27 protein-coding genes are annotated in these 24,884 nt (G+C 63.0%); 15 read left to right on the top strand and 12 right to left on the bottom strand.

The window, feature by feature from the left end:
- Positions 1-95: 95 nt before the first annotated feature.
- The 4 genes from EN932_RS06935 to EN932_RS06920 form a co-directional block, all read right to left on the bottom strand.
- The gene (locus tag EN932_RS06935; RefSeq protein WP_128368771.1) at positions 96-1,226 is read right to left on the bottom strand and encodes a CaiB/BaiF CoA-transferase family protein; all 1,131 of its coding nucleotides are present in this window, start codon (positions 1,224-1,226) and stop codon (positions 96-98) included.
- On the bottom strand, positions 1,219-1,959 hold the full coding sequence (locus EN932_RS06930) for an NAD(P)H-dependent oxidoreductase (RefSeq protein ID WP_127368248.1): 741 nt from the start codon (positions 1,957-1,959) through the stop codon (positions 1,219-1,221). Before EN932_RS06930 ends, EN932_RS06935 begins: the two co-directional genes overlap by 8 nt.
- An 11-nt stretch (positions 1,960-1,970) precedes the next feature.
- Positions 1,971-3,119, bottom strand: a complete 1,149-nt coding sequence (locus EN932_RS06925) for an acyl-CoA dehydrogenase family protein (protein WP_013893950.1) — start codon at positions 3,117-3,119, stop codon at positions 1,971-1,973.
- 104 nt (positions 3,120-3,223) lie between these two features.
- Positions 3,224-4,159, bottom strand: coding sequence for a LysR substrate-binding domain-containing protein (locus EN932_RS06920; RefSeq protein WP_013893951.1), 936 nt, complete (start codon positions 4,157-4,159; stop codon positions 3,224-3,226).
- A gap of 100 nt (positions 4,160-4,259) precedes the next feature.
- On the opposite strand from EN932_RS06920, the gene EN932_RS06915 reads away from it, so the two are divergent.
- The 5 genes from EN932_RS06915 to EN932_RS06895 all read left to right on the top strand — a co-directional run bounded on the left by EN932_RS06915 (position 4,260) and on the right by EN932_RS06895 (position 8,245).
- Positions 4,260-4,832, top strand: coding sequence for a thiamine pyrophosphate-binding protein (locus EN932_RS06915; RefSeq protein ID WP_013893952.1), 573 nt, complete (start codon positions 4,260-4,262; stop codon positions 4,830-4,832).
- A 5-nt stretch (positions 4,833-4,837) separates the two neighbouring features.
- Entirely contained in the window at positions 4,838-5,425 is a 588-nt protein-coding gene (locus EN932_RS06910) for a thiamine pyrophosphate-dependent enzyme (protein WP_127368250.1), read from the top strand.
- An 8-nt stretch (positions 5,426-5,433) separates the two neighbouring features.
- Positions 5,434-6,912 (top strand): aldehyde dehydrogenase, encoded by a 1,479-nt coding sequence (locus EN932_RS06905; protein ID WP_127368251.1) that lies wholly within the window; start codon positions 5,434-5,436, stop codon positions 6,910-6,912.
- Positions 6,913-7,009: 97 nt separating this feature from the next.
- Positions 7,010-7,789 carry an SDR family oxidoreductase gene (locus tag EN932_RS06900; protein WP_127368252.1) on the top strand — a complete coding sequence of 260 codons (780 nt, stop codon included), beginning with the start codon at positions 7,010-7,012 and terminating at the stop codon, positions 7,787-7,789.
- Positions 7,790-7,795: 6 nt separating this feature from the next.
- Positions 7,796-8,245: a VOC family protein gene (locus EN932_RS06895; protein WP_013893956.1), complete on the top strand. Its 450-nt coding sequence runs from the start codon at positions 7,796-7,798 to the stop codon at positions 8,243-8,245.
- A gap of 55 nt (positions 8,246-8,300) precedes the next feature.
- On the opposite strand, the gene EN932_RS06890 is transcribed toward EN932_RS06895, so the two are convergent.
- Together EN932_RS06890 and EN932_RS06885 are read right to left on the bottom strand one after the other, a co-directional pair.
- Positions 8,301-8,954, bottom strand: coding sequence for a GntR family transcriptional regulator (locus tag EN932_RS06890; protein ID WP_013525162.1), 654 nt, complete (start codon positions 8,952-8,954; stop codon positions 8,301-8,303).
- 106 nt (positions 8,955-9,060) lie between these two features.
- Positions 9,061-10,239, bottom strand: coding sequence for an FAD-binding oxidoreductase (locus EN932_RS06885; protein ID WP_127368253.1), 1,179 nt, complete (start codon positions 10,237-10,239; stop codon positions 9,061-9,063).
- Positions 10,240-10,422: 183 nt separating this feature from the next.
- Between EN932_RS06885 and EN932_RS06880 the strand changes: the two genes are divergently transcribed.
- Genes EN932_RS06880 through EN932_RS06860 form a run of 5 tightly spaced genes read left to right on the top strand, consistent with a single transcriptional unit; the run spans position 10,423 to position 14,650 of the window.
- Positions 10,423-11,625, top strand: coding sequence for a pyridoxal phosphate-dependent aminotransferase (locus EN932_RS06880; protein ID WP_127368254.1), 1,203 nt, complete (start codon positions 10,423-10,425; stop codon positions 11,623-11,625).
- Positions 11,626-11,633: 8 nt separating this feature from the next.
- A complete protein-coding gene (locus EN932_RS06875; RefSeq protein WP_127384515.1) occupies positions 11,634-12,074 on the top strand; it encodes an acetyl-CoA carboxylase biotin carboxyl carrier protein subunit in 441 nt (146 codons plus the stop codon).
- A 5-nt stretch (positions 12,075-12,079) separates the two neighbouring features.
- Complete coding sequence (gene accC / locus EN932_RS06870) at positions 12,080-13,453, top strand: acetyl-CoA carboxylase biotin carboxylase subunit (protein ID WP_127368256.1); 1,374 nt, start codon at positions 12,080-12,082, stop codon at positions 13,451-13,453.
- Positions 13,443-13,838: a biotin attachment protein gene (locus tag EN932_RS06865; RefSeq protein ID WP_127368257.1), complete on the top strand. Its 396-nt coding sequence runs from the start codon at positions 13,443-13,445 to the stop codon at positions 13,836-13,838. The genes accC and EN932_RS06865 overlap by 11 nt, the downstream gene beginning before the upstream one ends.
- An 11-nt stretch (positions 13,839-13,849) precedes the next feature.
- Positions 13,850-14,650, top strand: coding sequence for a 5-oxoprolinase subunit PxpA (locus EN932_RS06860; protein WP_164753414.1), 801 nt, complete (start codon positions 13,850-13,852; stop codon positions 14,648-14,650).
- 51 nt (positions 14,651-14,701) lie between these two features.
- On the opposite strand, the gene EN932_RS06855 is transcribed toward EN932_RS06860, so the two are convergent.
- From EN932_RS06855 to EN932_RS06830, 6 genes are read right to left on the bottom strand one after another with little or no spacing between them, the layout of a single operon-like run.
- Complete coding sequence (locus EN932_RS06855; protein WP_127368258.1) at positions 14,702-15,727, bottom strand: proline racemase family protein; 1,026 nt, start codon at positions 15,725-15,727, stop codon at positions 14,702-14,704.
- A gap of 35 nt (positions 15,728-15,762) precedes the next feature.
- Positions 15,763-16,794, bottom strand: coding sequence for an Ldh family oxidoreductase (locus EN932_RS06850; protein ID WP_127384514.1), 1,032 nt, complete (start codon positions 16,792-16,794; stop codon positions 15,763-15,765).
- Positions 16,795-16,832: 38 nt separating this feature from the next.
- Complete coding sequence (locus EN932_RS06845) at positions 16,833-17,996, bottom strand: epoxide hydrolase family protein (RefSeq protein ID WP_128368770.1); 1,164 nt, start codon at positions 17,994-17,996, stop codon at positions 16,833-16,835.
- Positions 17,993-18,973 carry a biotin-dependent carboxyltransferase family protein gene (locus EN932_RS06840; RefSeq protein WP_127368799.1) on the bottom strand — a complete coding sequence of 327 codons (981 nt, stop codon included), beginning with the start codon at positions 18,971-18,973 and terminating at the stop codon, positions 17,993-17,995. Before EN932_RS06840 ends, EN932_RS06845 begins: the two co-directional genes overlap by 4 nt.
- On the bottom strand, positions 18,970-19,632 hold the full coding sequence (gene pxpB, locus EN932_RS06835; RefSeq protein WP_127368798.1) for a 5-oxoprolinase subunit PxpB: 663 nt from the start codon (positions 19,630-19,632) through the stop codon (positions 18,970-18,972). Before pxpB ends, EN932_RS06840 begins: the two co-directional genes overlap by 4 nt.
- A 6-nt stretch (positions 19,633-19,638) precedes the next feature.
- A complete protein-coding gene (locus EN932_RS06830) occupies positions 19,639-20,415 on the bottom strand; it encodes an SDR family oxidoreductase (protein ID WP_041164662.1) in 777 nt (258 codons plus the stop codon).
- A gap of 240 nt (positions 20,416-20,655) precedes the next feature.
- On the opposite strand from EN932_RS06830, the gene EN932_RS06825 reads away from it, so the two are divergent.
- The 5 genes from EN932_RS06825 to EN932_RS06805 all read left to right on the top strand — a co-directional run.
- Positions 20,656-21,291: an RraA family protein gene (locus EN932_RS06825; protein ID WP_013525175.1), complete on the top strand. Its 636-nt coding sequence runs from the start codon at positions 20,656-20,658 to the stop codon at positions 21,289-21,291.
- A 148-nt stretch (positions 21,292-21,439) separates the two neighbouring features.
- Complete coding sequence (locus tag EN932_RS06820) at positions 21,440-22,561, top strand: branched-chain amino acid ABC transporter substrate-binding protein (protein ID WP_245460946.1); 1,122 nt, start codon at positions 21,440-21,442, stop codon at positions 22,559-22,561.
- A 119-nt stretch (positions 22,562-22,680) separates the two neighbouring features.
- On the top strand, positions 22,681-23,592 hold the full coding sequence (locus EN932_RS06815; RefSeq protein WP_127368795.1) for a branched-chain amino acid ABC transporter permease: 912 nt from the start codon (positions 22,681-22,683) through the stop codon (positions 23,590-23,592).
- A complete protein-coding gene (locus EN932_RS06810; protein ID WP_245483261.1) occupies positions 23,592-24,551 on the top strand; it encodes a branched-chain amino acid ABC transporter permease in 960 nt (319 codons plus the stop codon). The genes EN932_RS06815 and EN932_RS06810 overlap by 1 nt, the downstream gene beginning before the upstream one ends.
- A gap of 2 nt (positions 24,552-24,553) precedes the next feature.
- Positions 24,554-24,884: ATP-binding cassette domain-containing protein (locus EN932_RS06805; RefSeq protein WP_128368769.1), on the top strand; the 331-nt coding region annotated here is incomplete at its 3' end.

Here is a 24,884-nt window from a genome sequence, read left to right as displayed (position 1 = left end):
GGCCAGCAGGCGCGGGGTGACAACATCCTCGACCTCGTGGGTGCGTCCAACCCATTCCTGCAGCGTGCTCGTGTCCAGAGTCATGGGCTCCCTCGTCAGGCGGCGAATTCGGACCGGATCCGGTCCGTGTCGGCGCCAAGGGCGGGAACGCTTGGGACCGTTGCGAATCCCTCCGACCGCCCTGCCGGCATGGGCACGGAGATGCGCCTGCCGTCCGGCAGCGCCACCTCTGTCCGGCGCAATGCCTTGTGGCGCGGCAGGTCGTGCATAGCGCTCACCCGGCCCCAGGCGATCTGCGCACCGTTGAGACGGTCGATGGCCTCTTCGCAGTCGATTGCCGCGAAGATCGGTTCGATCTCGGCGTCGAGCGCCGTGCGGTTGGCCACCCGCCGGGCATTGGTGGCGAAGCGTTCGTCGGCGAACAAATCCTGCCTTTGCAGCACGATGGTGCAGAAGCGCTTCCATTCATTGTTCTGCTGGATGGACACGACCACGCTGCCATCCCGACAGGCATAAGGTCGATAGGGGTAGATCGAAGCGTGTGCCAAGCCATATCTCTGCGTCTCGCGGCCCGCATATTCGTAGTGGAGCAGCGGCACGGTCATCCAGTCTGCCATGGCGTCGAACATGGCGATTTCGACAATGCGGCCGCGCCCGGTCTTCTCGCGCGCCAACAAGGCTTCGAGGATCGTTGCATGCGCATTCATTCCGGTGGCGATGTCGGCGGCGGAAACCCCGATCTTGCTCGGCGTGTCCGGCGTGCCAGTGACGGCACAGATGCCGCTTTCCGCCTGCACCAGCATGTCGTAGGCGCGCATCGCGGCGTAAGGCGTGTCCTGTCCGTAGCCGACGATGTTGATGGCAATCAGCCGGGGGAACCTTTCCGCAATCACATCGGCGGAGAGGCCGAGCCTGTCGATGGCGCCCGGCGCGAGATTCTGCACGAGAACATCCGCGCGCGCCACCATCCGCTGCAGGAGAGCGAGGTCGTCCTCGGCTTTCAGGTCGAGAACCGCGCTTTCCTTGCCGCGGTTGAGCCAGACGAAGTAAGCCGACATGCCTTCAACGGTGGAATCGTAATGACGCGCGGTTTCGCCTTCCGGACGCTCGATCTTCACGACGCGCGCCCCGGCATCGGCGAGGCGAACCGTGCAGAGCGGAGCGGCGACCGCCTGCTCGATCGAAACGACGAACAGACCCTCCAGCGGGCGGGTGCCGTCAGACATTGCGCTGTACCCCCGAGCGCGCCAGCACGCCTGGTTTTAGCCGCTCGTTCTTGCCGTAGTCCTCGGCGGCGTGGAAGAAAAGCCGCGGCGTGCCGTCCATGTCCTCTAGCCGCTTGCTATAGGCTTCCAGATAGGCCTTGCGGCCATCGTCGCCGACACGGCCCGGCATATAGGCGACGAAGGGCGGCAACACGTCGAAGCCTGAGTAGCGAAGCAGGCCATTGTGGATCGGCCACAGCACCGTGAGGATGTCGCCATCGATGCCATCGGGCGCATAGGTGTCGGCCGATGTGCCCGTGGTGGCGGCCACCATGGCGAGCTTTCCCTTGAACATGCCGGTGTCGTATTTGCGCCCCGGCAGATACGCAAAACCGCGCGCGAACACACGGTCGGCCCAGCCCTTGAGCATTGCGGGCAGTCCGAACCACCAAACCGGGAACTGGAACAGCACGAAGTCCGCTTGTTTCAGCTTTTCGATCTCGGCGATGATGTCGGCTGAAAGCGCGTCGGCCTCGTACGCCGCGGTCTGCTCGCGCGGCAGGCTGAAAAAGTCCGGATCGTTGCGCTCGCCTGATATGTCGCCCGGCCCTGCGACAGGATTGAAACCCATCGCATAGAGGTCGCTGACGACCACATCGTGACCTGCGCGGGTCAGTGTTTCCACGGCCATATCCTTCATGGCGCCGTTGAAGGATCTTGCTTCCGGGTGGGCGTAGACGATGAGGACGTTCACGGCGGCAACTCCTAGTAGGAACGCGGCAGTCCAAGCACGTGCTCGGAAAGGTATGACAGGATGAGGTTGGTCGAGATCGGCGCGACCTGATAAAGACGCGTCTCGCGGAATTTGCGCTCGACATCGTACTCTTCCGCGAAACCGAAGCCGCCATGCGTCTGGATGCAGACATTGGCGGCTTCGTTAGAGGCGTCGGCCGCCAGCATCTTGGCCATGTTCGCTTCGGCACCGGGGTTCTTGCCGGCCTCGTAGAGGTTCAGCGCCTCGCGCACCATCAATTCGGCCGCGCGCATGTTGGCGTAGGCCCTTGCGATTGGGAACTGGACGCCTTGGTTTTGGCCGATCGCTCGGCCAAACACATGCCTTTCCTTCGCGTAGACGCTCGACTTTTCGATGAACCATTTCGCATCGCCGACGCATTCGGCTGCGATCAGGATGCGCTCGGCGTTCATGCCCGAGAGGATGTAGCGGAATCCCTTTCCCTCTTCGCCGATCAGGTTTTCGGCCGGCACGCGCAGGTCGTCGAAGAAGACTTCGGTGGTGGCATGGTTCATCATCGTGCGGATCGGCCGGATGGTGAGGCCCTTGCCAACGGCTTCGCGCATGTCGACGATGAGGACGGAGAGACCGTCGGTCTTCTTCATGCCATCCTTGAGCGGCGTGGTCCGCGCCAGAAGCAGCATCAAATCCGAATGCTCGGCGCGGCTGGTCCAGATCTTCTGGCCCTTGACTACGAAATGATAGCCGTCGAGGCGAGCAGTGGTCTTGAGAGCGCCGGTGTCGGTGCCGCTGGTCGGTTCGGTGACGCCGAAGGCCTGCAGACGCAATTCTCCCGCGGCGACCTTCGGCAGGTATCGTTGCTTTTGGGCTTCAGAGCCGTGGCGAACAAGCGTGCCCATCGTGTACATCTGGGCATGGCAGGCGCCGCCATTGCAGCCGGCGCGCTGGATTTCCTCCAGCACGGCGGCGGCGGCCGAAAGCGGCAGGCCCGAGCCGCCATACGCCTCCGGGATCAGGATCGAAAGCCAACCAGCCTCCGTCAATGCTTCGACGAACTCGCGGGGATAGGCCATGTCCCTGTCGAGCGCGCGCCAGTATTCTCCGGGAAAGCGCGCACACAGCCGGGCGACGGCATCGCGAATGTCCTGATAGTATTCCATGGGGTTTGTCCGGCTTTCGTCGTGCTGCGGGCCTCACTATCGCGCCGCCGCGTCCTGTCAGCAACGCAAAGCTGGCGTGAGCAGACATAACGGAATTCGAATGCTTACAGCGAGGGGCCGAGGAGTTGGCCAACCCAGATCGCCCGCCCTACGAGGTCCTTGGCGATGTCCTCTATTGCTTGTCCGGCAAACCGCGCCAGCCGAGAGGCAGGTCGGTCTGCCGGATATGCAAGGATCAGGCGGCGCACCGGCACGGGATCGATCAGCGGCGCGGCGGTGAGCAGCCCCGCGGTTACATCGGCATGGATAGGAGCGAGCGGCAGGATCGTCCAGCCATGGCCGTTGCGCACTAGGTCCTTCAGCGCGGCGTAGGAATCCGCCTCGATGCCGACATCGAGCGTGATGCCGGCATCCGTGGCACAGCGTTCTACGATGATGCGCAGACCGTGCTTGATGCTGGGCAGCAGCAGGCGCTTGCCGGCAAGCGAGGCGAACGATACCGCGCGCACGGTTGAAAACCCCGCATCAGGCGGCCCAATCAGGAAGAGATTTTCCAGAAGCAACGGGCGCGAGCGCAACGAACGCGCCATGCGCGGGTCGTACAGCACGGCGACGTCCACCTCGCCTCGGTGCATCCAGTCGAGCAAATAGCCGGTGTAGGCGCTGACAAGCCTCAGCTTCGCCTTGGGATGGTTCTTGGCGAAGGCGGCAGCCAGCGGCAGCGAAATAATGTCCGCGACGGTGGGTGGCAGACCGATGGCCACTTCACCGGTGAGCGGCGCGTCGGCTGGCGTGGCCGTGGCACGGATCTCATCGATCTCTGCCATCACGCGCATGGCGTGCGTCAGCACCTGCTTGCCCTGCTCAGACAGCACCATGCCGCGGCCGTGGCGCACGAACAGGGCAAAGCCCAGTTCCTCCTCCAGCATGCGCACCTGCCGGCTGAGGGCAGGCTGCGCGATGTGTAGCCGATCGGCAGCCTTGCTCAGGCTCCCGAGTTCGGCGACGTGGATCAGCGTACGCAGTTGCGATAACTCCATAAGCTATCGAATATCATTATATCTGATCACAAGAAAGAGACGACGATTAGATCGGATAGCCGAGATAACCTGATGCCAATCCAAATCTCGGAGTTCCAACGTGACGGCGAGCGTAGAAGCAAAACATCCGGAAACAGCAACGCCTGGGGCCGCTCCGGCGGCGTCTGAAAAGCAGTGGCCAGATCAGGTCTATGATGTGCTCAAGGCTGCCGGCATCAGCCACATGTCTTATGTGCCCGATGCTGGACATACGACCCTGATCCGACGCTTCAGCGCGGATCCCGAGGTCGTCGCCAACGTGCTGACGACGGAAGAAGAGGGCATCGCCGTCGCCGCCGGCTCCTGGCTCGGCGGCAAGCGGAGCGTCGTGCTCATGCAATCGTCAGGGGTCGGCAACTGTATAAACATGCTGTCGCTTCCCGTGCAGGCACGCTTCCCCTTGCTCGTTCTGGTGACGATGAGAGGCGAATGGGCCGAGTTCAACCCCTGGCAGGTGCCGATGGGGCAGGCGACGGAAGCCTCGCTGAAATCGATCGGCCTCAAGGTGCTGCGCGCCGAGACTGGTCCAGACCTCGTGGAGACGGTGGCTCAGGCAGCCCTGATGGCTTTTGACGCCGATCAACAGATCGCGGTGCTGATCGGGCAGCGCCTGCTCGGCAAGAAGAAGTGGTGAATGAGATGAATTTACCGACAATGGACCGCCGGGTTGCGGTGAAGAAACTCCTTGACGCCCGCGACGGCGCATTGGTCGTGACCGGTCTCGGCTCGCCGACCTACGACGTGCACGCCGCCGGTGACCGCAACGACAACTACTATCTCTGGGGCGCCATGGGGGGTGCTGCACTGATCGGTCTCGGGCTTGCCCAGGCCCAGCCCGACAAGCGGGTCATGGTGATTACTGGTGATGGGGAACAGCTCATGGCGTTCGGCTCGCTGGCGACGATTTCGGTGGCGCGGCCCAGCAATCTCGACCTGATCGTGCTCGACAACCAGCATTTCGGCGAGACGGGCATGCAGTCGAGCCATACCGGTCGCGGCATCGGTTTCGACAAGGTCGCGGCCGCTTGCGGGTTTTCGAAAACCGCCGAGTTGCGCTCGCTGGAGGAGGTCGACACGCTGTGTGAAGAGCTGCGTCGCCCGGCCGAAGGTCCACGCCTTTTCGTGCTGAAAATCACCGCCGAGAACCTGCCGCGCTCGCTGCCACCGCGCGACGCGGTCGAGGTTAAGAACCGCTTTCGCGCTCATCTGGGCTTTGCCACTTGTTGAGGACCGATATGGCGCTGGTCAGTTTCCAGAACACGGTCGGCGGTCGGCTGCAATCGACAGCCGATACATTCGAGAGCCATGATCCGTTCACCGGCAGGCCCTGGGCGCTGATCCCGCGTGGGGGAGCAGCCCAGGTGGACGCTGCCGTGGCGTCCGCCAAGGCGGCATTCCGGTCGAAGGAATGGGCCGGCATCACCGCCACTGCGCGTGGCAAGCTGCTCGTGCGGATGGCCGACCTGATCGCCGACAACGCGGAGCGCATTGCCGCCATCGAGACGCGCGACAATGGCAAGCTGCTCACCGAAATGACGGCGCAGCTGCGCTATATCCCGGAATGGTTCCGCTATTTCGGCGGTCTTGCCGACAAGATCGAAGGGGCGGTGCTGCCGATCGACAAGGCTGGCATGTTCGCCTTCACCCGCCACGAGCCGCTGGGTGTCATTGCAGCCATCGTGCCCTGGAATTCGCCGCTTTTGCTTCTGACCTGGAAGCTAGCGCCGCTGCTGGCGGCCGGCAACACCGTCGTCATCAAACCGTCCGAACACGCATCGGCCTCGACGCTGGAGTTCGTGAAACTGTTTGCGCACGCTGGGTTCCCGCCAGGCGTGGTCAACACCGTTACCGGCATGCCGCTCGATGTCGGCGTGCCGCTCGTTGCCCACCCCGACGTCGCCAAGATAGCCTTCACCGGCGGTGAGCCCGGCGGGATCGCAGTCTATCGAGCGGCTGCCGACCAGCTCAAGACCGTCACGCTGGAGCTTGGCGGCAAATCGGCCAACATCGTCTTTGACGACGCCGATATCGAGAGCGCGGTCAACGGCGCGATCTCAGGCATTTTCGCTGCCGGCGGCCAGACCTGCATCGCGGGTTCGCGCCTGCTGGTGCATCGCAAGATCCATGACCGGTTCGTGGAGGGCGTCATAACGCTGGCGGCCAGTGCTCGATTGGGCAATCCCGCTCTGGCCGAGACGCAGGTGGGGCCGATCACCACGCAAGCCCAGCGCGAGAAGGTGCTGTCCTATCTCGGCATAGCACGCCGCGAGGGCGCACTATGCGTGCTCGGTGGCGGCAAGCCTGCGTCCAGTGAACTGGCCGAGGGCTGGTTCGTCGAGCCGACCATCTTCACCGGCGTGAACAACACCATGCGGATCGCGCGTGAGGAGGTGTTCGGGCCGATCCTGTCCGTCATCCCCTTTGACGACGAGGACGAGGCCTTCGCCATTGCCAATGACAGCCCCTATGGGCTGGCGGCCGGGATATGGACCAGCGACATGGGCCGGGCGCTGCGCGGCGCGGCCGTGATGGAAGCGGGAATGGTCTGGATCAATTCATACCGCGCCGTCTCCTATATGGCGCCCTTCGGCGGCTACAAGAGGAGCGGTATCGGTCGCGAGAGCGGGCAGGAGGCCATCAATGCCTATCTGCAGACCAAGACGGTGTGGATAGATACGGCGGGCAAGACCGCCAATCCCTTCGTGATCCGATAGGGTAGGCTTCGGTGGGAGAATTATCCTTATCCGTGGCCAAGCTCGGCACACCGCTCACTGAGACGGGGGTCGACTTATAATGATCGAGGGATTGGACATGAGACAGGCAGGAAAGGTGGCTGTTGTCACAGGCGCGGCGCGCGGCATCGGACGCGCTTGCGCGGAACGGTTTCTGGCCGAGGGCGCGAAGCTCGTGCTTGGCGACATCGATGCGACGGAACTGAGAAAATGTGCCGTGAAAATCGGCACCCCCGACAGCGTCCTGGCGGTCGTTACGGATGTCAGCAAGAAGGAGCAGGTCGATGGGCTGGTTGCGGCGGCGGTGGCGAAGTTCGGCCGTGTGGACATCATGGTCAACAATGCCGGCATCGCTCCGGTCCAGGACTTTCTCGACATCACAGAGGCGGACTACGACAGGGTTCTCGCCGTCAATCTGAAGGGCGCGTTCTTGGGCACCCAGGCCGCAGCCCGCCAGATGATCGCGCAGGGTGGAGGCGGTGTCATCATCAACATGTCGTCGATCAATTCAGGCCTCGCCAATCCACGCGTCGCCACCTACGCGATCTCCAAGGGCGGCATGAACCAGGTCACCAGTACCGCGGCTGTTGCCTTCGCTCCCCACGGCATCCGCGTGGTCGGTGTCGGCCCGGGCACCATCGCCACGGACATGGTCATGGACGGGACATTCATCGATTCGGAAGAAATGCGACGGGCGGTTCTTTCGCGCACACCGCTCGGCCGCCTCGGCACGGCAGCCGAGATCGCCTCGGTCGTGGCGTTCCTGGCCAGCGACGACGCTTCCTACATCACCGGCGAGACGATCTACCCCGACGGGGGGCGCCGCGTTCTCAACTATACGGTCCCGATCAAGGAGTGAGAGAATATGGGTAACTTCGATAAGCTGCATCATCTCTGCATCGTCGTGCACGATATCGACAAGGCCCAGGCCTATTACGACTCCATCGGCATTGGGCCATGGGAATCCTATCCGCCGCTGGCGGAGTACGAAGAACTCGAGGTCCCAAGTCCGAAGGGTTTCCATGCCATGCAATACCGGATCTGCAACCTGCCGAACGTCCAGCTGCAACTCTGCCAGCCGAGCCATGATCCCTCACTGCAGCGCATCCATCTCGATACCAAGGGTGAAGGCGTATTCCATATCGGCTTTGAGGTCCGCGATGCGGATGCAGCCGAAGCCAAGGCGAAAACCGACGGGCTTTCCGTGCTGATGCGCGGGCGCCGGGAAAACCGCACCGGCTTCACCTACTACGACACAGCCGAAAAGGCAGGCGTGATCCTGCTGACGCGGGCGACCAATCTGCCTGGCAAATGATTCCACCAACGCAAAGGATTGGGGAGGTCGATGAGGCCCAGGAACGACGGGGCCGTCAGCTTCCCCGCAATTCCTGAAGCCGGTCGACCAGGAATTTGCCGCTGGTGATGATATGCATTTCCAACAGGCCGACGGCGCGCAGCGTATCCTTGGCTTCGCACAGGTCGATGAGTTGCCAGTGGTCGCGGTCGGACTGGGCCTGGATCTCGGTTAGCGTCACCATCATGCGTGTGTAGCGTTCCAGCTGCTGGTAGATGCGCCCCACCAGTTCGATCGTCGCCTTGCGGCCGGACGGCTGGTAGAGCGCGGCGTGGAAATTCCAGTTGAGCTGGTTCGAGTACTCGCCGGTCTTGCCCTGCTCCTGATGCTGTTTTGCGCGCTCGCGGGCCAGCGCGAGGTCGGCCTCCGTCATCCTTGGAATGGCCAGGGCCAATAGCCATGTTTCGATCCGGGCCCGCAATTCGTAGAGCTCGAGGATCTCGTCCAGGGAAATGGAGGTGACGACGGCGCCCTTGTGGGAAACCAGCGTGACGAAGCCTTCCGAATGAAGCTGATGCAGCGCCTCTCGCACCGGAATTCGGCTGACGCCGAACTCGGTGGCCAGATGTTCCTGCCGCAGCTGGAAGTTGGCCTCGTATTCGCCGATCAGGATCTTCTGCCTGATGGCATCGGCGACCTGGGTCGAGATGGTTTTCTTCTGTACGAGCATGAATCAGCCTAGGGCGGCCGCCTTGTTTGTCGACTGGCGCCGTTTTGATTGAAGAAGTGGACGCATAGCACCGTTGTCACTGCGATGCCATGTCGCCCGTTTCGCTTCAGTAGACATGTTCCTCGATAGGCTTATTGCTGGCGATCCGTTCGTAGCGGAAGGCCGAAAGGTCGATGGAGCGGTACTCGCCGTAGGCAATGAGGTCGCTGACGCCCGACCCGGTCGCCGCCGCATGCATCATGCCGTGGCCGCTGAAGCCGGTGGCCAGGATGAAGTTCGAGACCTCAGGATGCCGGCCGATGATGCCGCTGTGGTCGAAGGTGTTGTACTCGTAGAGTCCCGCCCAGGCGCGCAGCATGCGCAATTGCTCGAAGCCGGGCACACGATGGGCCAGCGCCGGCCAGATCAACTCGTCGAACAGGTCGTAGTCCACATCCAGTCCAAAATCGTCCGGCTCGTTCTCGCGCACCGGCGGAACACCGCACAGGAAGAGCTGACCTTCCGGCCGCAGCCAGAGGCCGCTTGTGTCGAAGATGAAGGGGCAGTTTTCGATCCTTGCCGGCGTTTCGAAGACGAAGACGCAGCGCTTGCTCGGGACGACCGGCAGTTCGGCGCCGGCCATCCTGGCAATGCCCGCGCTCCATGGCCCGGCCGCGTTGATCACCGTGCCGGCGGCAAGCCGGTCGCCATTGTCCAGCAGCACTTCACCCACCTTGCCGGAAGATGCCATGGTCAGTCCGGTCACTGTCGCGGCAAGATAGTCCACGCCCTGTGTGCGCGCCTTGCGACGGAATGCTTGCATCAGGCCAGGACCGTCGAACCAGCCTTCGCTGCCAAGGCCAAGCGAGCCAAGCGCGAGATCGTCCGTGTTGAGCCACGGGAAGCGTTGCGCCAGATCGACCTGCTCGATCAGTTCGGCGTCGACGCCCATGCTGCGCTGAACGCGGTTCTTGGCACGCTGCGCGTCGGCCCGCTCGGGCGTCGCCAGCACCAGATAACCGGGCTCATGCAGGCCGATGTCGGCCAACTCGTCGCCAATTGCTAGCCGCGTCTTCACCTGGCGCAGGAAGTCGATGCTGAACTTCGACATCGCGATGTTGGGCGCCGTGCCGAACTGCTGGCGGATGGCGCTGGTCGACAAGGAAGACGAGGAGGCCGTGTAGTAGGGGTCCCGCTCGATCACCGCGATCCTGCCGTCGAAATCCGGGTTGGTTGACAGGAAGTAGGCGATCGAGCTGCCGACAACGCCTCCGCCAACGATCACCACATCATAGTTTGTGCCCATTCCAATCGTGTTCCCTATTTCGAATATCATCCGTGGCGACCAAGGATTGGATACTTTCCTCTATCGACCCACCTCCAGGATGAGACATACCCCGGTCTTCGACGCAGAAAAAGGGGTTTGACGCGAAAGTCAGAATACATTATCCAATCTGTAGCAAATATCTTACATGCCGAGGATTGTTCCGTGGGCCTCATCGCTCCCCGTCTCGACGTCATCAAGCCAAGTCCGAGCATGGCGGTCACCGCGCGGGCAATCGAAATGCGCTCGGCCGGCATCGACGTTATCAGCCTGAGCGCCGGCGAGCCGGATTTTCCCACGCCTCCGCACATCGTCGAGGCGGCCTACGAGGCGATGCTCAGGGGGGAGACGCGCTATACGGCGGTCGACGGCACCACCGCGCTGAAGAAGGCGGTGGCCGAAAAATTCAGGCGCGAGAACAGCCTCGACTACAAGCCTTCGCAAATAAGCGTCGCGGGGGGCGCCAAGCAGATCATCTACAACGCCCTGCTGGCAACGCTGGCCCCGGGTGACGAGGTGGTTGTCCCAGCGCCCTATTGGGTTTCCTACACCGATATCGTCCTGCTCGGCGAAGGTAAGCCCGTGGTCGTTCCCTGCACGGAGGCGCAGGGCTTCAAATTGACGCCGCAAGCCCTGCGAGCCGCGATCACCGGGCGCACCAAGTGGCTTCTGCTCAACACGCCATCCAACCCGACAGGCGCCGTCTACAGCCGCGACGAACTCGCTGGCCTCGCCGAAGTACTGCTCGACCAGCGCCACGTCCACGTGCTGACCGATGACATCTACGAGCATATCCTGTTCGATGGACGTACCTTCCATACCATCGCCGGCGTCGAGCCGCGGCTGAAGGACCGTACGCTCACAGTGAACGGGGTATCGAAGGCCTATGCCATGACCGGCTGGCGGATCGGCTATGCCGGCGGGCCGGAAGCGCTGATCCGCGCCATGGCGACCGTGCAGAGCCAAAGCACGTCGAACCCGTCATCCATCTCGCAGGCCGCGACCATTGCCGCTCTGGAAGGTCCCCAGGACTTTCTTCGCCCTCGGGCGCTCGAATTCCAGGCTCGGCGCGACCGCGCTCTGGAACTGCTGCGCAAGATTCCCGGCCTCACCTGCCAGACGCCCGAGGGCGCCTTCTATCTCTATCCCAACTGCTCGGGCCTGATCGGCCGTCGCCGCCCCGACGGCACTCCCATCGGCAGCGACGACGACTTCTCGCTCTACCTACTCGATCAGGCGCGAGTCGCGGTGGTGCAGGGCTCTGCCTACGGCCTGTCGCCGCATTTCCGCATTTCCATAGCCACGTCGATGGACCTGATCGAAAAAGCGATCGGACGCATCGCCGAGGCTGTCGAAGCGCTGCGGTAGGGCCGGCGATGGATCTCGAGCTCGTCCAGAAGCTGATCGAATTTGTCTCGCGTTCGCCCATTGCCGAACTGGAGATCGAGCGCGACGGCGTTCGCGTCCGCATGTCCAGGCCTACGGCGTCGGCGCAATCCGCGTCGCAGGTGCAGCCTGGGCCTGACGTAACGGTCCGTTCCCCAGATCAGACGTCGACATCTCTGCCCATCGCACGCCATTCGATCCGCGCGCCGCTGACGGGCGTGTTCTACCGCTCCGGCACCGAAGGCGAACCGCCGCTGGTTGCCGTTGGCGATGTGGTCGCGGAGGGGCAGAAAATCGGTGTCCTCGAAGCCATGAAGACGTTCAATGTCGTGGAATCCGATCGCGCTGGGCGGATCGTCCAGATCGCGTTCGACGACCATGCAGCGGTGCAGTCCGGCGACGTGCTGTTCGTGCTGGAAGATGAGGGCTGAGGGCGATGTTCGATACCGTCCTGATCGCCAACCGCGGTGAAATCGCGCTGCGCATCCTGCGCGCCTGCCGCGATCTCGGATTGAAAACGGTGGCGGCGCACTCGGAGGCCGATGCAAGCCTTCGCCATGTCGCACTGGCGGACAAGGCGATCTGCATCGGACCGGCTGCCGCGACGGAGAGCTATCTCAACATCGCCGAGATCATCGCGGCCGCGCAACTCACCGGCGCGGGCGCGATCCATCCTGGCTATGGTTTCCTTTCGGAGAACGCCGCCTTCGCCGAGGCTGTCGAAAACGCCGGCCTCATCTTCGTCGGGCCATCCGCGACGGCGATCCGTACCATGGGAGACAAGGTCTCCGCCAAGCGCACCATGATAGCCGCCGGCGTTCCCTGCGTTGCGGGCTCGGAGGGCGCGCTGCCGCAGGATGAGCAAGAGGTGCGCGCCATTGCAGAGGCAATCGGCTATCCGGTCATCGTCAAGGCAGCGGGTGGCGGGGGCGGGCGCGGCATGCGTATCGCTCGCGATGAGCAGGCTCTGATGGAAGCCGTTTCCATGGCGGTGAAAGAGGCGGACCGGGCCTTCGGTAACCCGCAAGTCTATCTGGAAAAATTCCTCGAGCAGCCGCGCCATATCGAGATCCAGATTCTGGCGGACAAGCACGGTAGGGCTGTCTGGCTCGGCGAGCGGGATTGCTCCATGCAGCGCCGCCACCAGAAGATCATCGAGGAGGCGCCGGCGCCCGGCATCGCCCGCGAGGCGATTGGCGAAATCGGCGACCTCTGTGCCCGCGCATGCCTGACCATCGGCTATACAGGCGCTGGCACGTTCGAATTCCTCTACGAGGACGGGCGCTTCTCTTTCATCGAGATGAACACCCGCGTGCAGGTGGAGCATCCCGTCACCGAGCTCGTCACCGGTATCGATATCGTGCGCGAACAGATCCGCATCGCCCGGGGCGAGCCGCTGTCGTTCAGCCAGGAAGACATCCGCATTCAGGGCCACGCCGTGGAATGCCGCATCAACGCTGAAGATCCCTACAGCTTTCGGCCGCATCCGGGCCGGGTCGAGCGCTGGACGCCGCCCGGCGGTCCCGGTATCCGCGTCGAATCGCATCTCTACTCCGGCTACACCGTGCCGCCGCACTACGATTCGCTGGTGGCGAAGCTCCTGGCGCATGGCGCGACGCGGGCCGAGGCTATCCGGCGCATGCGCGGGGCGCTGGGCGAGATGGAGGCAGTCGGCATCGCCACCAATGCGCCGCTGCACGGTATCCTGATGGAGGAGCCCGGCTTCGCCGCCGGAGGCTTCGACATCCATCATCTCGAACATCTCATTGAAGGCGGTCTGCTCCAGGGACGAGGCTGCGATGACGATTGAGGAGATCGAAAGGCTGACCGCCTGGTGCGCAAGCGCCGGCATAGGCGAGATCGAAGTGTCGGAGGCCGGCTTTTCGCTGCGGCTGCATATGCAGGCCGTTGTTGGCGAAACACCTGCGGCTGCGGCCGAAGCGCCGGTGCCCGAAACGGTCTTCAAGGGCGTGCGTGCGCCCGGAGTCGGCGTGCTCCGTATTGATCATCCAACGACCGGCCACCCTGTTGCCGGACCTGGCCAGACGGTCCGCAAGGGCGAGACGGTCGGCGTGCTGCAGGTCGGCCCATGCCTGAAGGCCGTGCTCGCGCCGGCAGACGGCGTGCTCGGCGCGGCACTGATCAAGGACGGAGCGGTCGTCGGTTACGGCACGCCGCTCTACGAACTGGTGTGAAGGCAAAGGCTATGGTTCGAACCACTGAGGAAAGCGCCGTGCCGGCCGAAGGATTGCAGGTCGATATCAATTCCGACATGGGGGAGGGTTTTGGAGCCTACAGGCTCGGCGACGATGCGGCTATCCTCGACATCGTCAGCTCCGCCAATGTGGCCTGCGGCTTTCATGCCGGTGACCCCGAGATCATGGCGGCCACGTTCTCGATGGCGCGCGACAAGGGCGTCGCCGTTGGCGCGCATCCGAGCTTCGCCGATCTGTGGGGGTTCGGACGCCGCGTAATCCCGCATTCCATGGATGAGATCGAAAGGCTGGTCGCCTACCAGATCGGCGCGGCACAGGCGCTCTCCGCCTATGCCGGCCACCCGATCCGCTACGTCAAAGCGCATGGCGCGCTGGGCAATCTTACCCAGACCGATCGTGGCGTCGCCGAAGCGGTGACGCGCGCGGTCAAGGCCGTCGATCCCGGCCTGATCTGCCTGGCCATTGCGCTCGGCTTCCAGGACAGGATCGCGCGTGACGCTGGCCTGGCGGTCAGGTCCGAAATCTTCGCCGACCGCGCCTATACGGAGGAAGGGTTTCTTGTATCGCGCAAGCTGGAGGGCGCCGTCATCCACGATGCCGAGAAGGCTGCTGAACGGGTCGTGCGGATGGTCAAGCAAGGCGCGATCGAGACGCTTTCCGGCCAGATGCTGCAGACGCCGATCGATTCAATCTGTGTCCACAGTGACACGCCAGCGGCCGTCGCCATCGCCGCGTGCGTCAGGAAACGACTGGAGGCGAGCGGCGTCAGGGTCAGAGCGTTCGCGGCCTGAGCGCGGCCGAACGGGTTACGCGGCCGCGCCGAGGGCACGGCCGCGTCCGTTTCAGAACCAGACGTCGCTGAGGCGATGGCCGCGTGGATAAGGGTCTGTCGGGTCGAGGCCATATTGGCCAATACTGGTGATCCAGGCCTGTCCAGCGATGGTGACCACGACCGCGTCGCGGTCGCCGACGTGCGCATTGGCGATCACGCGGGAATCGAAATGGGTCCCGATGATCGACCTGTTGCGGAACAGCTCGCCTTTGGCGATCTGGCCCTTTGCCGACATCACCGCCAGTCGCCCGGTGGTGCCGGTGCCTGTCGGCGAGCGGTCGAGCCTGCCATGCAGGCATACCGTGCCGTTGATGCTTTCCACGCGCCCGTCGACGCGCTCGATGGGACCTTCGAAAATCACGTTGGACACATCGCGGATCTTCGGGTTCTCCGGATGCACGACAACGAGCTGCTCGTTGACGGCTTTCTTGATGCGTTGGCCGATCAGCGACATCTGGTGTGCCTCGTCGGGTTTGACAGCGAACCCTAGTGCGCGCGCATTGACATGGGCGAAAGTCATGCCGCCATAGGAGGTGTCGACGGTGATCGTGCCAAGTCCCTCGACTTCGACTGGCGTGTCGAGGTGGACTGCGAAAGCCGGCACATTGGTGAACTCCACCTGCTTCACCTTGCCATTCTCGCAGAGGCAGCGCACCTCGATCATGCCTGCGGGTGCCTCCATGCGCAGCCGCGTCTCGGGTTCCTTCATAGGCACCATGCCCGTCTCCAGCGCCACGGTGGCGACGCAGATGGTGTTGGAGCCCGACATGGGCGGGTATTCAGTGCTTTCGAGGATCACATAGCCGAGGTCGGCCGAGCGATCGCAAGGCGGCAGGATGATGTTGGCGTTGACGTAGGGCGCGCCGCGCGGCTCGAAGAGAACGAGCCCGCGTATGTCATCCATATGCTCTTGCAGATACTCCTTCTTTTCGAACATGGTCTTGCCGGGCACGTCCATGATGCCGCCGGTGATCACGTTGCCGACTTCGCCCTCGGCATGGCAGCCGACGACCGTGAACGTTCTTGACCAGCGCATTTTTCTCCATTCCCCTTTATGATCATAGCTTCACTTCATACGCCGCCGAGTCCTCTCTCGAGAAAACGGTCGAGCTGTTCGATCTCCTGGGCTGAGAGGCTGATGCCGCCACTCTCCGATGCTGCTCGGGCAATGAACCGCCGCTGTGAGGGCAGCCGTGCACCCTGGCCAAGGATCGCCTCGAACAGGGCATCGGCACGGTCCAACGGATTGCCGGGGCGGCTCGAGGAAAAAGCTTGTGGCGAGAAAGCGATGATCAATTCTCCGTGGGACGGATAAAGCGTCGTGGTGCCGAGCAGATGGAGCGCCTCGGGGCTGGTCAGATCGCCGATCATGATCCCGGCGAGCAACTCGATCATCGTCGCGATGGCGGAACCCTTGTGCCCGCCGAAGGGAAGCATAGCGCCCGACAGGGCAGCTTCGGGGTCGGTCGTTGGCCTGCCGTCCGAATCCATGGCCCAGCCTTCCGGCAGCGACTTGCCTGCCCGGCGGTGGAGCTCGATCTCACCTCGCGCGGCAACCGAGGTCGCGAAGTCGAAAACATAGGGCGGCTGTTCTTCGCGCGGCCAGCCAAAGGCAAAAGGATTGGTACCCAGCAACGGTCCGTTGCCGCCGGTCGGGGCGACCGTGGCGTAGCTCGGACACATGGCCAGGCCGGCAAGGCCTGCCTGCGACAAGGCTTCGACTTCCACCCAAAGGGCGGAAAAATGGACGGCATCGTTGATCGCAAGCGCGGCAATGCCGCACGAACGTGCCCGCTCGACCAGCACCGGCAGACCCAGTTCGAAGGCCGGGTTGGCGAAGCCGCCCTTCGCATCCACTTTGATGATGGCGGGAGCATCTTGCGGCAACAATTCGGGCTCCGCGTTCGGGTTTACCTTACCCGCCCTGATCGTCCGCAGGGCGCCTTCAATGCGGTAGACACCATGTGACTTGCAAGCATCGCGTTCCGCCGCAACGATGACCCTTGTGATGGCGCTGGCCTGGATGGGGTTCAGTCCAGCCTTGCGGAAAATTGCATCGACGCGCTCATGCAGGGCATCGATGGTGATCGTGGTGTTGGTCATTTCTGGCCTTCGGGTTTGGCTGCGTGCAAACGCTGGCTTTAAAAATCCAGACCACCGGCAAAGGCTCTTAAATCCTGTGCAAGCAAAGCGGGCTGCTCGAGGGCCGCGAAATGACCACCGCGCGGCATCGCTGTCCACTGGCGGATGTCCTTGAAGACGCGCCCGACCCAGCTCCTCGGCGGCATCGGCATCTCTTTTGGAAACAACGCCACCGCAAGTGGAACGTGGATCGCGGTGCCCGACGCGAATGCAAGCGGGCGGGCGCGCGTTTCCCAATAGAGGCGCATCGACGAAGCGACCGTCCGGGTGAACCAGTAAAGCGAGATGTTGGCGAGCATGTCGTCGCGCGAAAAAGCAGCATTGCCCAGATCGCCACCGCAATCACTCCAGTCGCGGAACTTTTCGATCATCCAGGCTGCCAGTCCGACCGGTGAATCCGTCAGCCCGTAGGCAAGCGTTTGCGGGCGCGTCGCTTGAATATGAGCATAGGCGCCATGAATATCCGCCCATCCGGCTTTCCGTTCCAGGAAGGCGCGTTCTTCCGGCGTCAAGTCACCATCCGGGCTTGCATCGTGAGGCGGTGAGAATGAGCCAGGGATGAAATTCAGATGCACGCCGGCGAGACCGTCTGGATGTGCGTGCGCCAGACAGATCGACACGCTGGCGCCCAGATCGCCACCTTGCGCGAGATATCGCTTGTAGCCGAGACGGCTCATCAATTCAGCCCAAAGGTCGGCAACGGCAAACAGGTTGAGACCAGGCCTAGTCGGCCGGCTCGAAAAACCATAGCCGGGAATCGACGGAACCACGACGTTGAAGGCATCCTCCTGTCTTCCGCCATGCGAAAGCGGGTCGGTCAGAAGCGGGATCAGCTCATGAAATTCGAAGACGCTGCCTGGCCAGCCATGGGTGAGTATGACCGTTCTGCCGGTCGCAACAGCGGCGCGTGCATGGATGAAATGGATGGTTTGGCCGCCAATATCCGTCTGGTAGTGCGGATGGATGTTCCAGGCGGCTTCCTGCTTGCGCCAGTCGAAGCCGGTGCACCAGTGCTGCATAAGCCGCCGCAGTTCCTCGTGCTCCGTTCCTTGCGCCCAGCCTATTGCCTGCAACTGATCCGGCTCGCGCCAGTTCGAGATGCGCTTCCTCAAATCGTCGATTTCGGACTGGGCAATCTCGATGGTGAAGGGACGAATTTTCATGGAGCCCTCTGCTCGCCGACCATGAGGTTCCGGGCGGCGATAAAGTCGCGGCGTCGCTGCCAGTTCGTGCGAAGCGCTTCCGTCGACGCTTCGATCGAGACCGCTGAGAAACGCAGACGCGCGCCGACAGGCGCTTGTGCGAGCCGCCACAGGTCGGCTTCGATCACCGTAGCGATCTTCGGATAGCCGCCGCAAGTGTTGGCATCGGCAAGTTGGATGATTGGCTGGCCGGACGGTGGCACCTGGACAGTGCCGGGTACGATGCCGTGCGACAGCAATTCCATCGGTGACACGAGCGAGAGCGTCTCTCCGGAAAGGCGATATCCCATCCGGTTGGCGTCGTTGGTGATGCTCCATTCGCTTCCGGTGAAGGCTGCCTGGGACTCAGGGGTGAAGGCGTCGAACTCGGCGGCCGGCAGAACTCGCAACTCGAATGCCGAGGCAAAGCCGTCCACCGCGCCGCGTCGCTCTTCCAGCGCTGCGCCGATGCCGCCTGCGGGAAGCCGGCATTGCGCCGGGTTGAGCGCAAGCCGGTCACCGCGCGACAGGCCGCGCCCGCCGAGCCCGCCGAAGCCACCCTTCGCATCCGTCGCGCGCGACCCCATGACGAGGGGTAGATCGAGCCCCCCGGCAACGGCGATATAGGAACGCGCACCGGTGCGCGGTGCTTCGAGGACAAGCGTCTCACCGGCGCGGATCGCCATGGCCCACCAGGGCGGGCAGGGCCGATTACCGACGCTGACGGCGCAATCCGCGCCGGTGACAGCGACCGCGGTGTCGACATGCGTGCGCAGCCGGAACGGATGAAGCGCGACCTCGATCCCGGCAGCCGAGGGATCATTGCCCAGCATGAGATTGGCGATTGCAAGCGCTTGCCTGTCCATGGCGCCGCCATGGCTGACCCCCAGCGCAAGATGGCCAGGCCGGCCGAGATCCTGGATTGTGTTCGGCAGACCGGTGGTGAGGATCTCGATCATGCCTCAATCCCCGCGATCGTGAATCGGATCGTGTCTCCCGGCCAGAGCAGCACGGGCAATTCCGCTTCGGCGTTGAACAGCTTCACGTCGGTATGGCCGATCATGTGCCATCCGGACGGCGCAGTCATCGGCATGACGCCCGCCTGCGCACCGCCGATCATGACGGCGCCCTCAGTCACCTTCAGGCGAGGCGTGCTGCGCCTTGCCCAGGCAAGCCGTGGGTCGAGACCGGACAGATAGGGAAAGCCCGGCATGGCGCCGATGGCGGCGACGGTGTAGGCGGCTGCCGCGTGGCGCCTGACGGTCTCGTCGACAGACAGGCCGCAATGCGCGGCCCAGCCGGCGAGGTCCTCGCCGCGCGAGCCGCCATAGCTGACAGGAATAGTATGATGCGTGCCGGTCACCGCATGGGCATCGGTGCTGGTCCAGAGCGACATCAACTGATCGCCGACACTGTGGGCGTCCGTGGCGAGCGGGTCAAACACCACCAGCAGGTTGTTCATGCCGGGAACGGTCTCGCGCACCCCTTCGAGGCTCAGCGCAGCATTCGCTACCGCCCAGACCAGCTCCTGGGTGGCATCATCGAAAGCCCCCTGCGCCCCGTCGAGCAGCAGCGCGGCCGATCCCGCAAGACTGATGTGGGGCGTACCGACAACCATTGGCGGTCAGTCCTTCACCGGCATCGTATAATTCAGGATCAGGCGGCCGCCATCCGGATAGATGGTCTGGCCGACAATGTAGGAGGCGTCGTCGCTGGCCAGGAAGGATGCGACGCTGGCGATCTCCGAAGGTTCGCCACAGCGGCCGCTCGGCGTGCGCGACAGTATGGTCTGGCGCTGCGCTTCGCTGGCCATGACCGAGCTCTTGACCATGTCGGTCAGGATGGTGCCGGGGCCGATGGCGTTGACGCGAATGTTATGCGGAATCAATCCGACGGCCATCACCGCCGTCAACTGCTTGATGCCACCCTTGGACACGGCATAGGCGACGGAATTGGGAATGGCCAGGATGGCGTTGATCGACGACATGTTGATGATCGAGCCGCCGCGTCCCTGCGCGATCATGGCCCTTGCCGCGGCCTGCCCGAGAAGGAAGGGCGCCTTGAGATTGACGCGCTGAACCAGGTCGAAGGCTTCCTCGGGGAAGTCAACGAAATCGTCCAGATGGATGATGCCGGCATTGTTGATGAGGACGTCGACACCGCCGAATCGCTCCGTGGCCTTGGCAACAACATCGGCTGCCATCTCCTGGGTGCATTCGGAGAGATCCGCCGATAGCCAGGCGGCACGCTCGCCAAGACGTTCGGCATGCTCGCGTCCGCGATCGGCCTGCACGTCGACAAGCACCACCTTGGCGCCATCGGCATGAAAGCGCTCAGCGCAGGCAAGGCCCAGGCCTTGTGCCGCCCCGGTGACGATCACGACTTTTCCTGCGTGCTTCACAACTGAATCCCTTTTCACAATCATGACATCTATGGATATGTTATCCAATCTATCTTGAACTTTGACGCCATTGCAAGTCCGAATGGCAGGAGCGGTTGGGGCATTCTGACCAGACTTACGCCATTTATAAGTCGATTTGGCTTTTTTCTGCCGACAATCGCAAGGTCGGTTGACTCGACCGAATTAAGTATGATTGGATACTATATTCATAATAAGTGCCGACGAGGAGGAGTGCAGGCGATGGCGGATGGATCACAGGAAAGCGAACTGATCGACGCGTTCCGCGCTCTTGCGACGCCGTTGATCAGCGACAATCTCGCTCGCGTTCCCGGCGCTGTCGGGTTGCGGCCGTTTCATCGGGTGAGTGGCGTCATGGCGGGGAGAGCGCTGACGGTCAGGACTCGTCCCGGGGACAACCAGTTCATCCATCGTGCGCTCGATCTGTTGCAGCCAGGCGACGTCATTGTCGTCGACGGCGGTGGCTATGAGGGGCGCGCGCTGGTCGGCGAGATCATGACAAGTGTCGCGGCTTCGCGCGGCGCCGCGGGCATCGTCATCGACGGCGCCATTCGCGATGCAGGTGCCATCGGCCGCAATCCGTTCCCATGCTTCGCGCGGTCGGCCATCCATCTCGGACCTTACAAGGATGGTCCGGGAGCCATAAATGTTCCGGTCTGCATAGGCGGCATGGTCGTCGGTCCAGGCGACATCGTCGTCGGCGACGAAGATGGCGTCGTGGCATTTCCAATGGACGGTGCCGCGGCCTTGCTGGCCGCCGTCCGGGCGCAGGAAGCCCGCGAGGCCGAGATCATGCAGAGCATCCAGGAGAACCGCTATCAGGGAGCCTATGCCCGTGCTTCCAGCGGCAGTCACTGATCGGCGGATCAGGAGCCTGCCGGTGAGAAATCGCATGGCAGGCTGGCGATCTTGCTCAACAAAACCGCTCCGCAACTAACCGAGGGGCGAAACAATGCATTTCGGGCACGCCGCCTGGATGCGCCAACAGGGGAAATGGAGAGAATTAATGGTTGTTTCCTTCAAGAGGCTTGCCAAGAGGCTGGCTTGTGCGACCGCCCTTGCCGGGCTGGCTATGACCACGATGGCCGCGGCTGCCGATATAAAGATCGGCATCGTGGCTCCCATGACTGGCCAACTGGCCAGTGAAGGGCAGGATATGGAGAACGCCGTGAAGATGGCGATCGACGCCGTCAACGCCAAAGGTGGCGTCAACGGCGACAAGATCATCACCACGACCGCTGACGACGCCTGCGATCCGCAGCAGGCGGTGACCGCAGGCAGCAAGCTTGTCTCGGAAGGCGTGACCGCCATCGTTGGCGGCTACTGTTCGGGTGCCGTCTTGCCGACATTGAAGATCTACGGCGACGCCGGCATTCCGTTCGTCATCATCGGAGCGAACTCGACCAAGCTGGTCGCCGCCAATCAGGGTAATGCCTTCCTCGCCAATTCGACCGGCGACATGCAGGCGACTACAGCGGTGGAGCTCTTCAAGAAGAACGGCTACAAGAAGATCGCGGTCGTCGACGAAGGCGATGCCTATTCATCCGACCTGGCCAAGCTGACCGCCGAAGCCTTCAAGGGCGCAGGCGGCGAAATTGCCGCCAAGGAGACCACCACGGCCGGCGAGCAGGACTATTCGGCGGTCGTCACCAAGATCAAATCAAGCGGCGCCGACGCCGTCTTCTGGACCGCCTACCATGCCGGCGGCGCACTGCTCACCAAGCAGCTTCGGCAGGCCGGTTTCCAGGGCGGCATCGTGCTGGGCGACGGCAACAATTCGCCGGAGTATCTGGAAATCGCCGGGTCGGCCGGTGAGGGCGTGTATCTGTTGTCTCCGCCGACCGTCGACCTCTTGTCCGGCGCCGCCGACTTCAAAGCCAAGTACAAGGAAACCTATGGTCGTGACGCCGGTGCCTATGCAGCTCTTTCGTATGATGTGGGCGACCTAATCGCCGATGCCATCACGCGGGCCAAGTCGGCGGATCAAAAGGCGATCATCGAGGCCCTCAAGGCGAGCGACTTCAAAGGCCTTGCCGGCGAAATCAAGTTCACCGACAAGAACACCCTCCAGACCTCGAACTTCCGCCCGGTGATCGCCAAAGGCGGCAAGTGGGTGGCTGTCGAATAAAGGCTAACCGGATTGATGCCGGGGCGGCCCTTGTGGCGGCCTCGGCGTCATCGCCGATTGTCTGGCGCGCCAACGCTGCGCCCAGACAAGACTTTTTCAATTCTGCCCCAGGAGCATCAATGACGCTCGACCTGCTTATTCAGCAACTGGTGAACGGTCTTATCGTCGGCTCGTTCTATGCCCTGATCGCGCTCGGCTACAGCATGGTCTTCGGCGTCATCAAGCTCCTGAATTTCGCCCATGGCGACATCTACATGAACGGCGCCTTCGTCGGCCTCATTGTGTTTTCCTTCGTTGGCATCTGGGTCGGCAATGGCTGGCTGGGCGTGGTCTGCGCCCTGCTTGTGTCGATGCTGGTCGTCGGCTTGCTCGGCGTCGTCATCGAACGCTTCGCCTATCGGCCGATGCGCAATGCGCCGCGCCTCTCCATCCTCATCACGGCGCTCGGCGCCTCAATGGTGTTGAACGGCACGGCACTCGCCCTGACAGGCGGGCGTCATTACGCCTTCAACACGGATCTCGGTTTTGCCGGTGTCGACATTTCCACCGTTCATATCACCTACACGCAGATGGTGCTGGTGGCCGCCTCCATCGCTCTTATGACCGGGATGCAGGCCTTTGTCTCACGCACCATGTACGGCAAGGCGATGCGCGCCGTGTCCATCGACATGGGGGCGAGCCGCCTGATGGGCATCGATGTCGACCGGGTGATCGCACTGACCTTCTTCATGGGTTCGGCGCTCGCCGCCGGCGGCGGGGTCATGGCCGGCGCGTACTATGGCAGTGTCCATTTCTTCATGGGCTTCATCATGGGGCTCAAGGCCTTCACCGCCGCTGTCATAGGCGGGATCGGCAGCGTGCCGGGTGCCATGCTGGGCGGCTTACTGCTCGGCCTGCTCGAGGCTTTCGGTTCTTCCTTGCCCTTCGTCGGATCGGAGTGGCGTGACGTCTTCGTTTTCGGCACCCTGATCCTGTTCCTTGTGTTCAAGCCGACCGGCCTTCTTGGCCGCTCTGTCGTGGAGCGGGTATGATGATCGACGAAGTGAGAAGCATGCCGGCCGCCGGGCAACCGCAATTGATGCGCTGGTCCGTCGTGCTGCCCGGCCTGGCGGCACTCGCCGTCGCGCTGGTGTTGCCGCAGTTCGCCAACGCCTACGTGACGGAGGTGGCGACCACGGCGCTGCTCTATGTCGTGCTGTGCCTCGGCCTCAACATAGTCGTTGGCTATGCGGGCCTGCTCGATCTCGGCTACGCCGCCTTCTTTGCGGTTGGCGCCTACACATCAGGCATCCTGACCGCAGAATTCGGCTTCAATTTCTGGCTCACCATCCCGATCGCCATGGCGGCAGCCTGCGTAGCAGGTATCATCATCGGTGCTCCGACCTTGAGGCTGCGCAGCGACTATCTGGCGATCGTGACGCTGGGCTTCGGCGAGATCGTGCGCATCATCGCCCGCAACCTCGACATCACCGGTGGCGCGAGTGGCCTCATCGGTATCGAGCGGCCGGGGATCTTCGGCTTCAAGCTGATGCAGGTGCAGCACTTCTATTATGCGTTCCTGGTGCTGGCGCTGCTCACCGCCTTCGTCTGCCTGAGCGTCGAGCGGTCACGAATGGGACGAGCCTGGTTCTACGTTCGCTATGATGAGGACGCCGCTGCCGGCATCGGCATCAACCGTGTCACGGCCAAGCTGCAGGCATATATGATGGGCGCGGTGATAGCTTCCGTGGCCGGGTGCCTCTACGCCGCCAAGATGACGGCCATCTCGCCGGAGAGTTTCACCTTCAATCAATCGCTTCTCATCCTGCTTGGCGTCGTCCTTGGTGGCATGGGCCGCATTCCTGGCGTCGTCCTGGGTGCCGTTCTCGTGGCCCTGCTTCCGGAGGTGCTGCGCGGGGCGGGCACTTATCGTCCCCTGGTGACTGCGGTTGCGTTGCTGGCAATCATGCTGTTCAGGCCGAACGGGCTCTGGCCGGACAAGCGGGTTTGACCATGGCGTTGCTCGAAGTCCGCGATCTGCGCCTCAGTTTTGGGGGACTGAAGGTCCTTCACGACATTTCGTTCTCGGTTGAGAAAGGTGCCATCAACAGTCTCATCGGGCCGAATGGCGCCGGCAAGACGTCGCTCTTCAATTGCCTGACCGGCTTCTACAAGCCGAAGGACGGTTCGATCAGCCTGGGCGGCCGGCCAATTACCGGTTTGCCGCCGCATCGCATCACCGCGCTCGGGCTCGCCCGCACGTTTCAGAACATCCGACTGTTCAAGGAGATGAGCGTTCTAGAAAACGCCATGTCCGGCCAGCATTGCCGGAGCCGTCATGGCA

The sequence above is a fragment of the Mesorhizobium sp. M7A.F.Ca.US.002.01.1.1 genome (genome assembly GCF_004022955.1).
Taxonomy (GTDB): Bacteria; Pseudomonadota; Alphaproteobacteria; order Rhizobiales; family Rhizobiaceae; genus Mesorhizobium; species Mesorhizobium ciceri.
The sequence above is the reverse complement of the archived record's forward strand: the minus strand, read 5'-3'. Positions and strand labels throughout refer to the sequence as shown.

Coding starts and splice junctions, on each gene's coding strand:
- EN932_RS06825 (WP_013525175.1), top strand. CDS start 20,656: ATGGCGGATGGATCACAGGAAAGCGAACTGATCGACGCGTTCCGCGCT.
- EN932_RS06845 (WP_128368770.1), bottom strand. CDS start 17,996: ATGAAAATTCGTCCCTTCACCATCGAGATTGCCCAGTCCGAAATCGAC.
- EN932_RS06905 (WP_127368251.1), top strand. CDS start 5,434: ATGGCGCTGGTCAGTTTCCAGAACACGGTCGGCGGTCGGCTGCAATCG.
- EN932_RS06815 (WP_127368795.1), top strand. CDS start 22,681: ATGACGCTCGACCTGCTTATTCAGCAACTGGTGAACGGTCTTATCGTC.
- EN932_RS06840 (WP_127368799.1), bottom strand. CDS start 18,973: ATGATCGAGATCCTCACCACCGGTCTGCCGAACACAATCCAGGATCTC.
- EN932_RS06890 (WP_013525162.1), bottom strand. CDS start 8,954: ATGCTCGTACAGAAGAAAACCATCTCGACCCAGGTCGCCGATGCCATC.
- EN932_RS06910 (WP_127368250.1), top strand. CDS start 4,838: ATGAATTTACCGACAATGGACCGCCGGGTTGCGGTGAAGAAACTCCTT.
- EN932_RS06875 (WP_127384515.1), top strand. CDS start 11,634: ATGGATCTCGAGCTCGTCCAGAAGCTGATCGAATTTGTCTCGCGTTCG.
- EN932_RS06935 (WP_128368771.1), bottom strand. CDS start 1,226: ATGTCTGACGGCACCCGCCCGCTGGAGGGTCTGTTCGTCGTTTCGATC.
- EN932_RS06895 (WP_013893956.1), top strand. CDS start 7,796: ATGGGTAACTTCGATAAGCTGCATCATCTCTGCATCGTCGTGCACGAT.
- EN932_RS06860 (WP_164753414.1), top strand. CDS start 13,850: ATGGTTCGAACCACTGAGGAAAGCGCCGTGCCGGCCGAAGGATTGCAG.
- EN932_RS06850 (WP_127384514.1), bottom strand. CDS start 16,794: ATGACCAACACCACGATCACCATCGATGCCCTGCATGAGCGCGTCGAT.
- EN932_RS06920 (WP_013893951.1), bottom strand. CDS start 4,159: ATGGAGTTATCGCAACTGCGTACGCTGATCCACGTCGCCGAACTCGGG.
- accC (WP_127368256.1), top strand. CDS start 12,080: ATGTTCGATACCGTCCTGATCGCCAACCGCGGTGAAATCGCGCTGCGC.
- EN932_RS06900 (WP_127368252.1), top strand. CDS start 7,010: ATGAGACAGGCAGGAAAGGTGGCTGTTGTCACAGGCGCGGCGCGCGGC.
- EN932_RS06810 (WP_245483261.1), top strand. CDS start 23,592: ATGATCGACGAAGTGAGAAGCATGCCGGCCGCCGGGCAACCGCAATTG.
- EN932_RS06865 (WP_127368257.1), top strand. CDS start 13,443: ATGACGATTGAGGAGATCGAAAGGCTGACCGCCTGGTGCGCAAGCGCC.
- EN932_RS06820 (WP_245460946.1), top strand. CDS start 21,440: ATGGTTGTTTCCTTCAAGAGGCTTGCCAAGAGGCTGGCTTGTGCGACC.
- pxpB (WP_127368798.1), bottom strand. CDS start 19,632: ATGGTTGTCGGTACGCCCCACATCAGTCTTGCGGGATCGGCCGCGCTG.
- EN932_RS06855 (WP_127368258.1), bottom strand. CDS start 15,727: ATGCGCTGGTCAAGAACGTTCACGGTCGTCGGCTGCCATGCCGAGGGC.
- EN932_RS06925 (WP_013893950.1), bottom strand. CDS start 3,119: ATGGAATACTATCAGGACATTCGCGATGCCGTCGCCCGGCTGTGTGCG.
- EN932_RS06885 (WP_127368253.1), bottom strand. CDS start 10,239: ATGGGCACAAACTATGATGTGGTGATCGTTGGCGGAGGCGTTGTCGGC.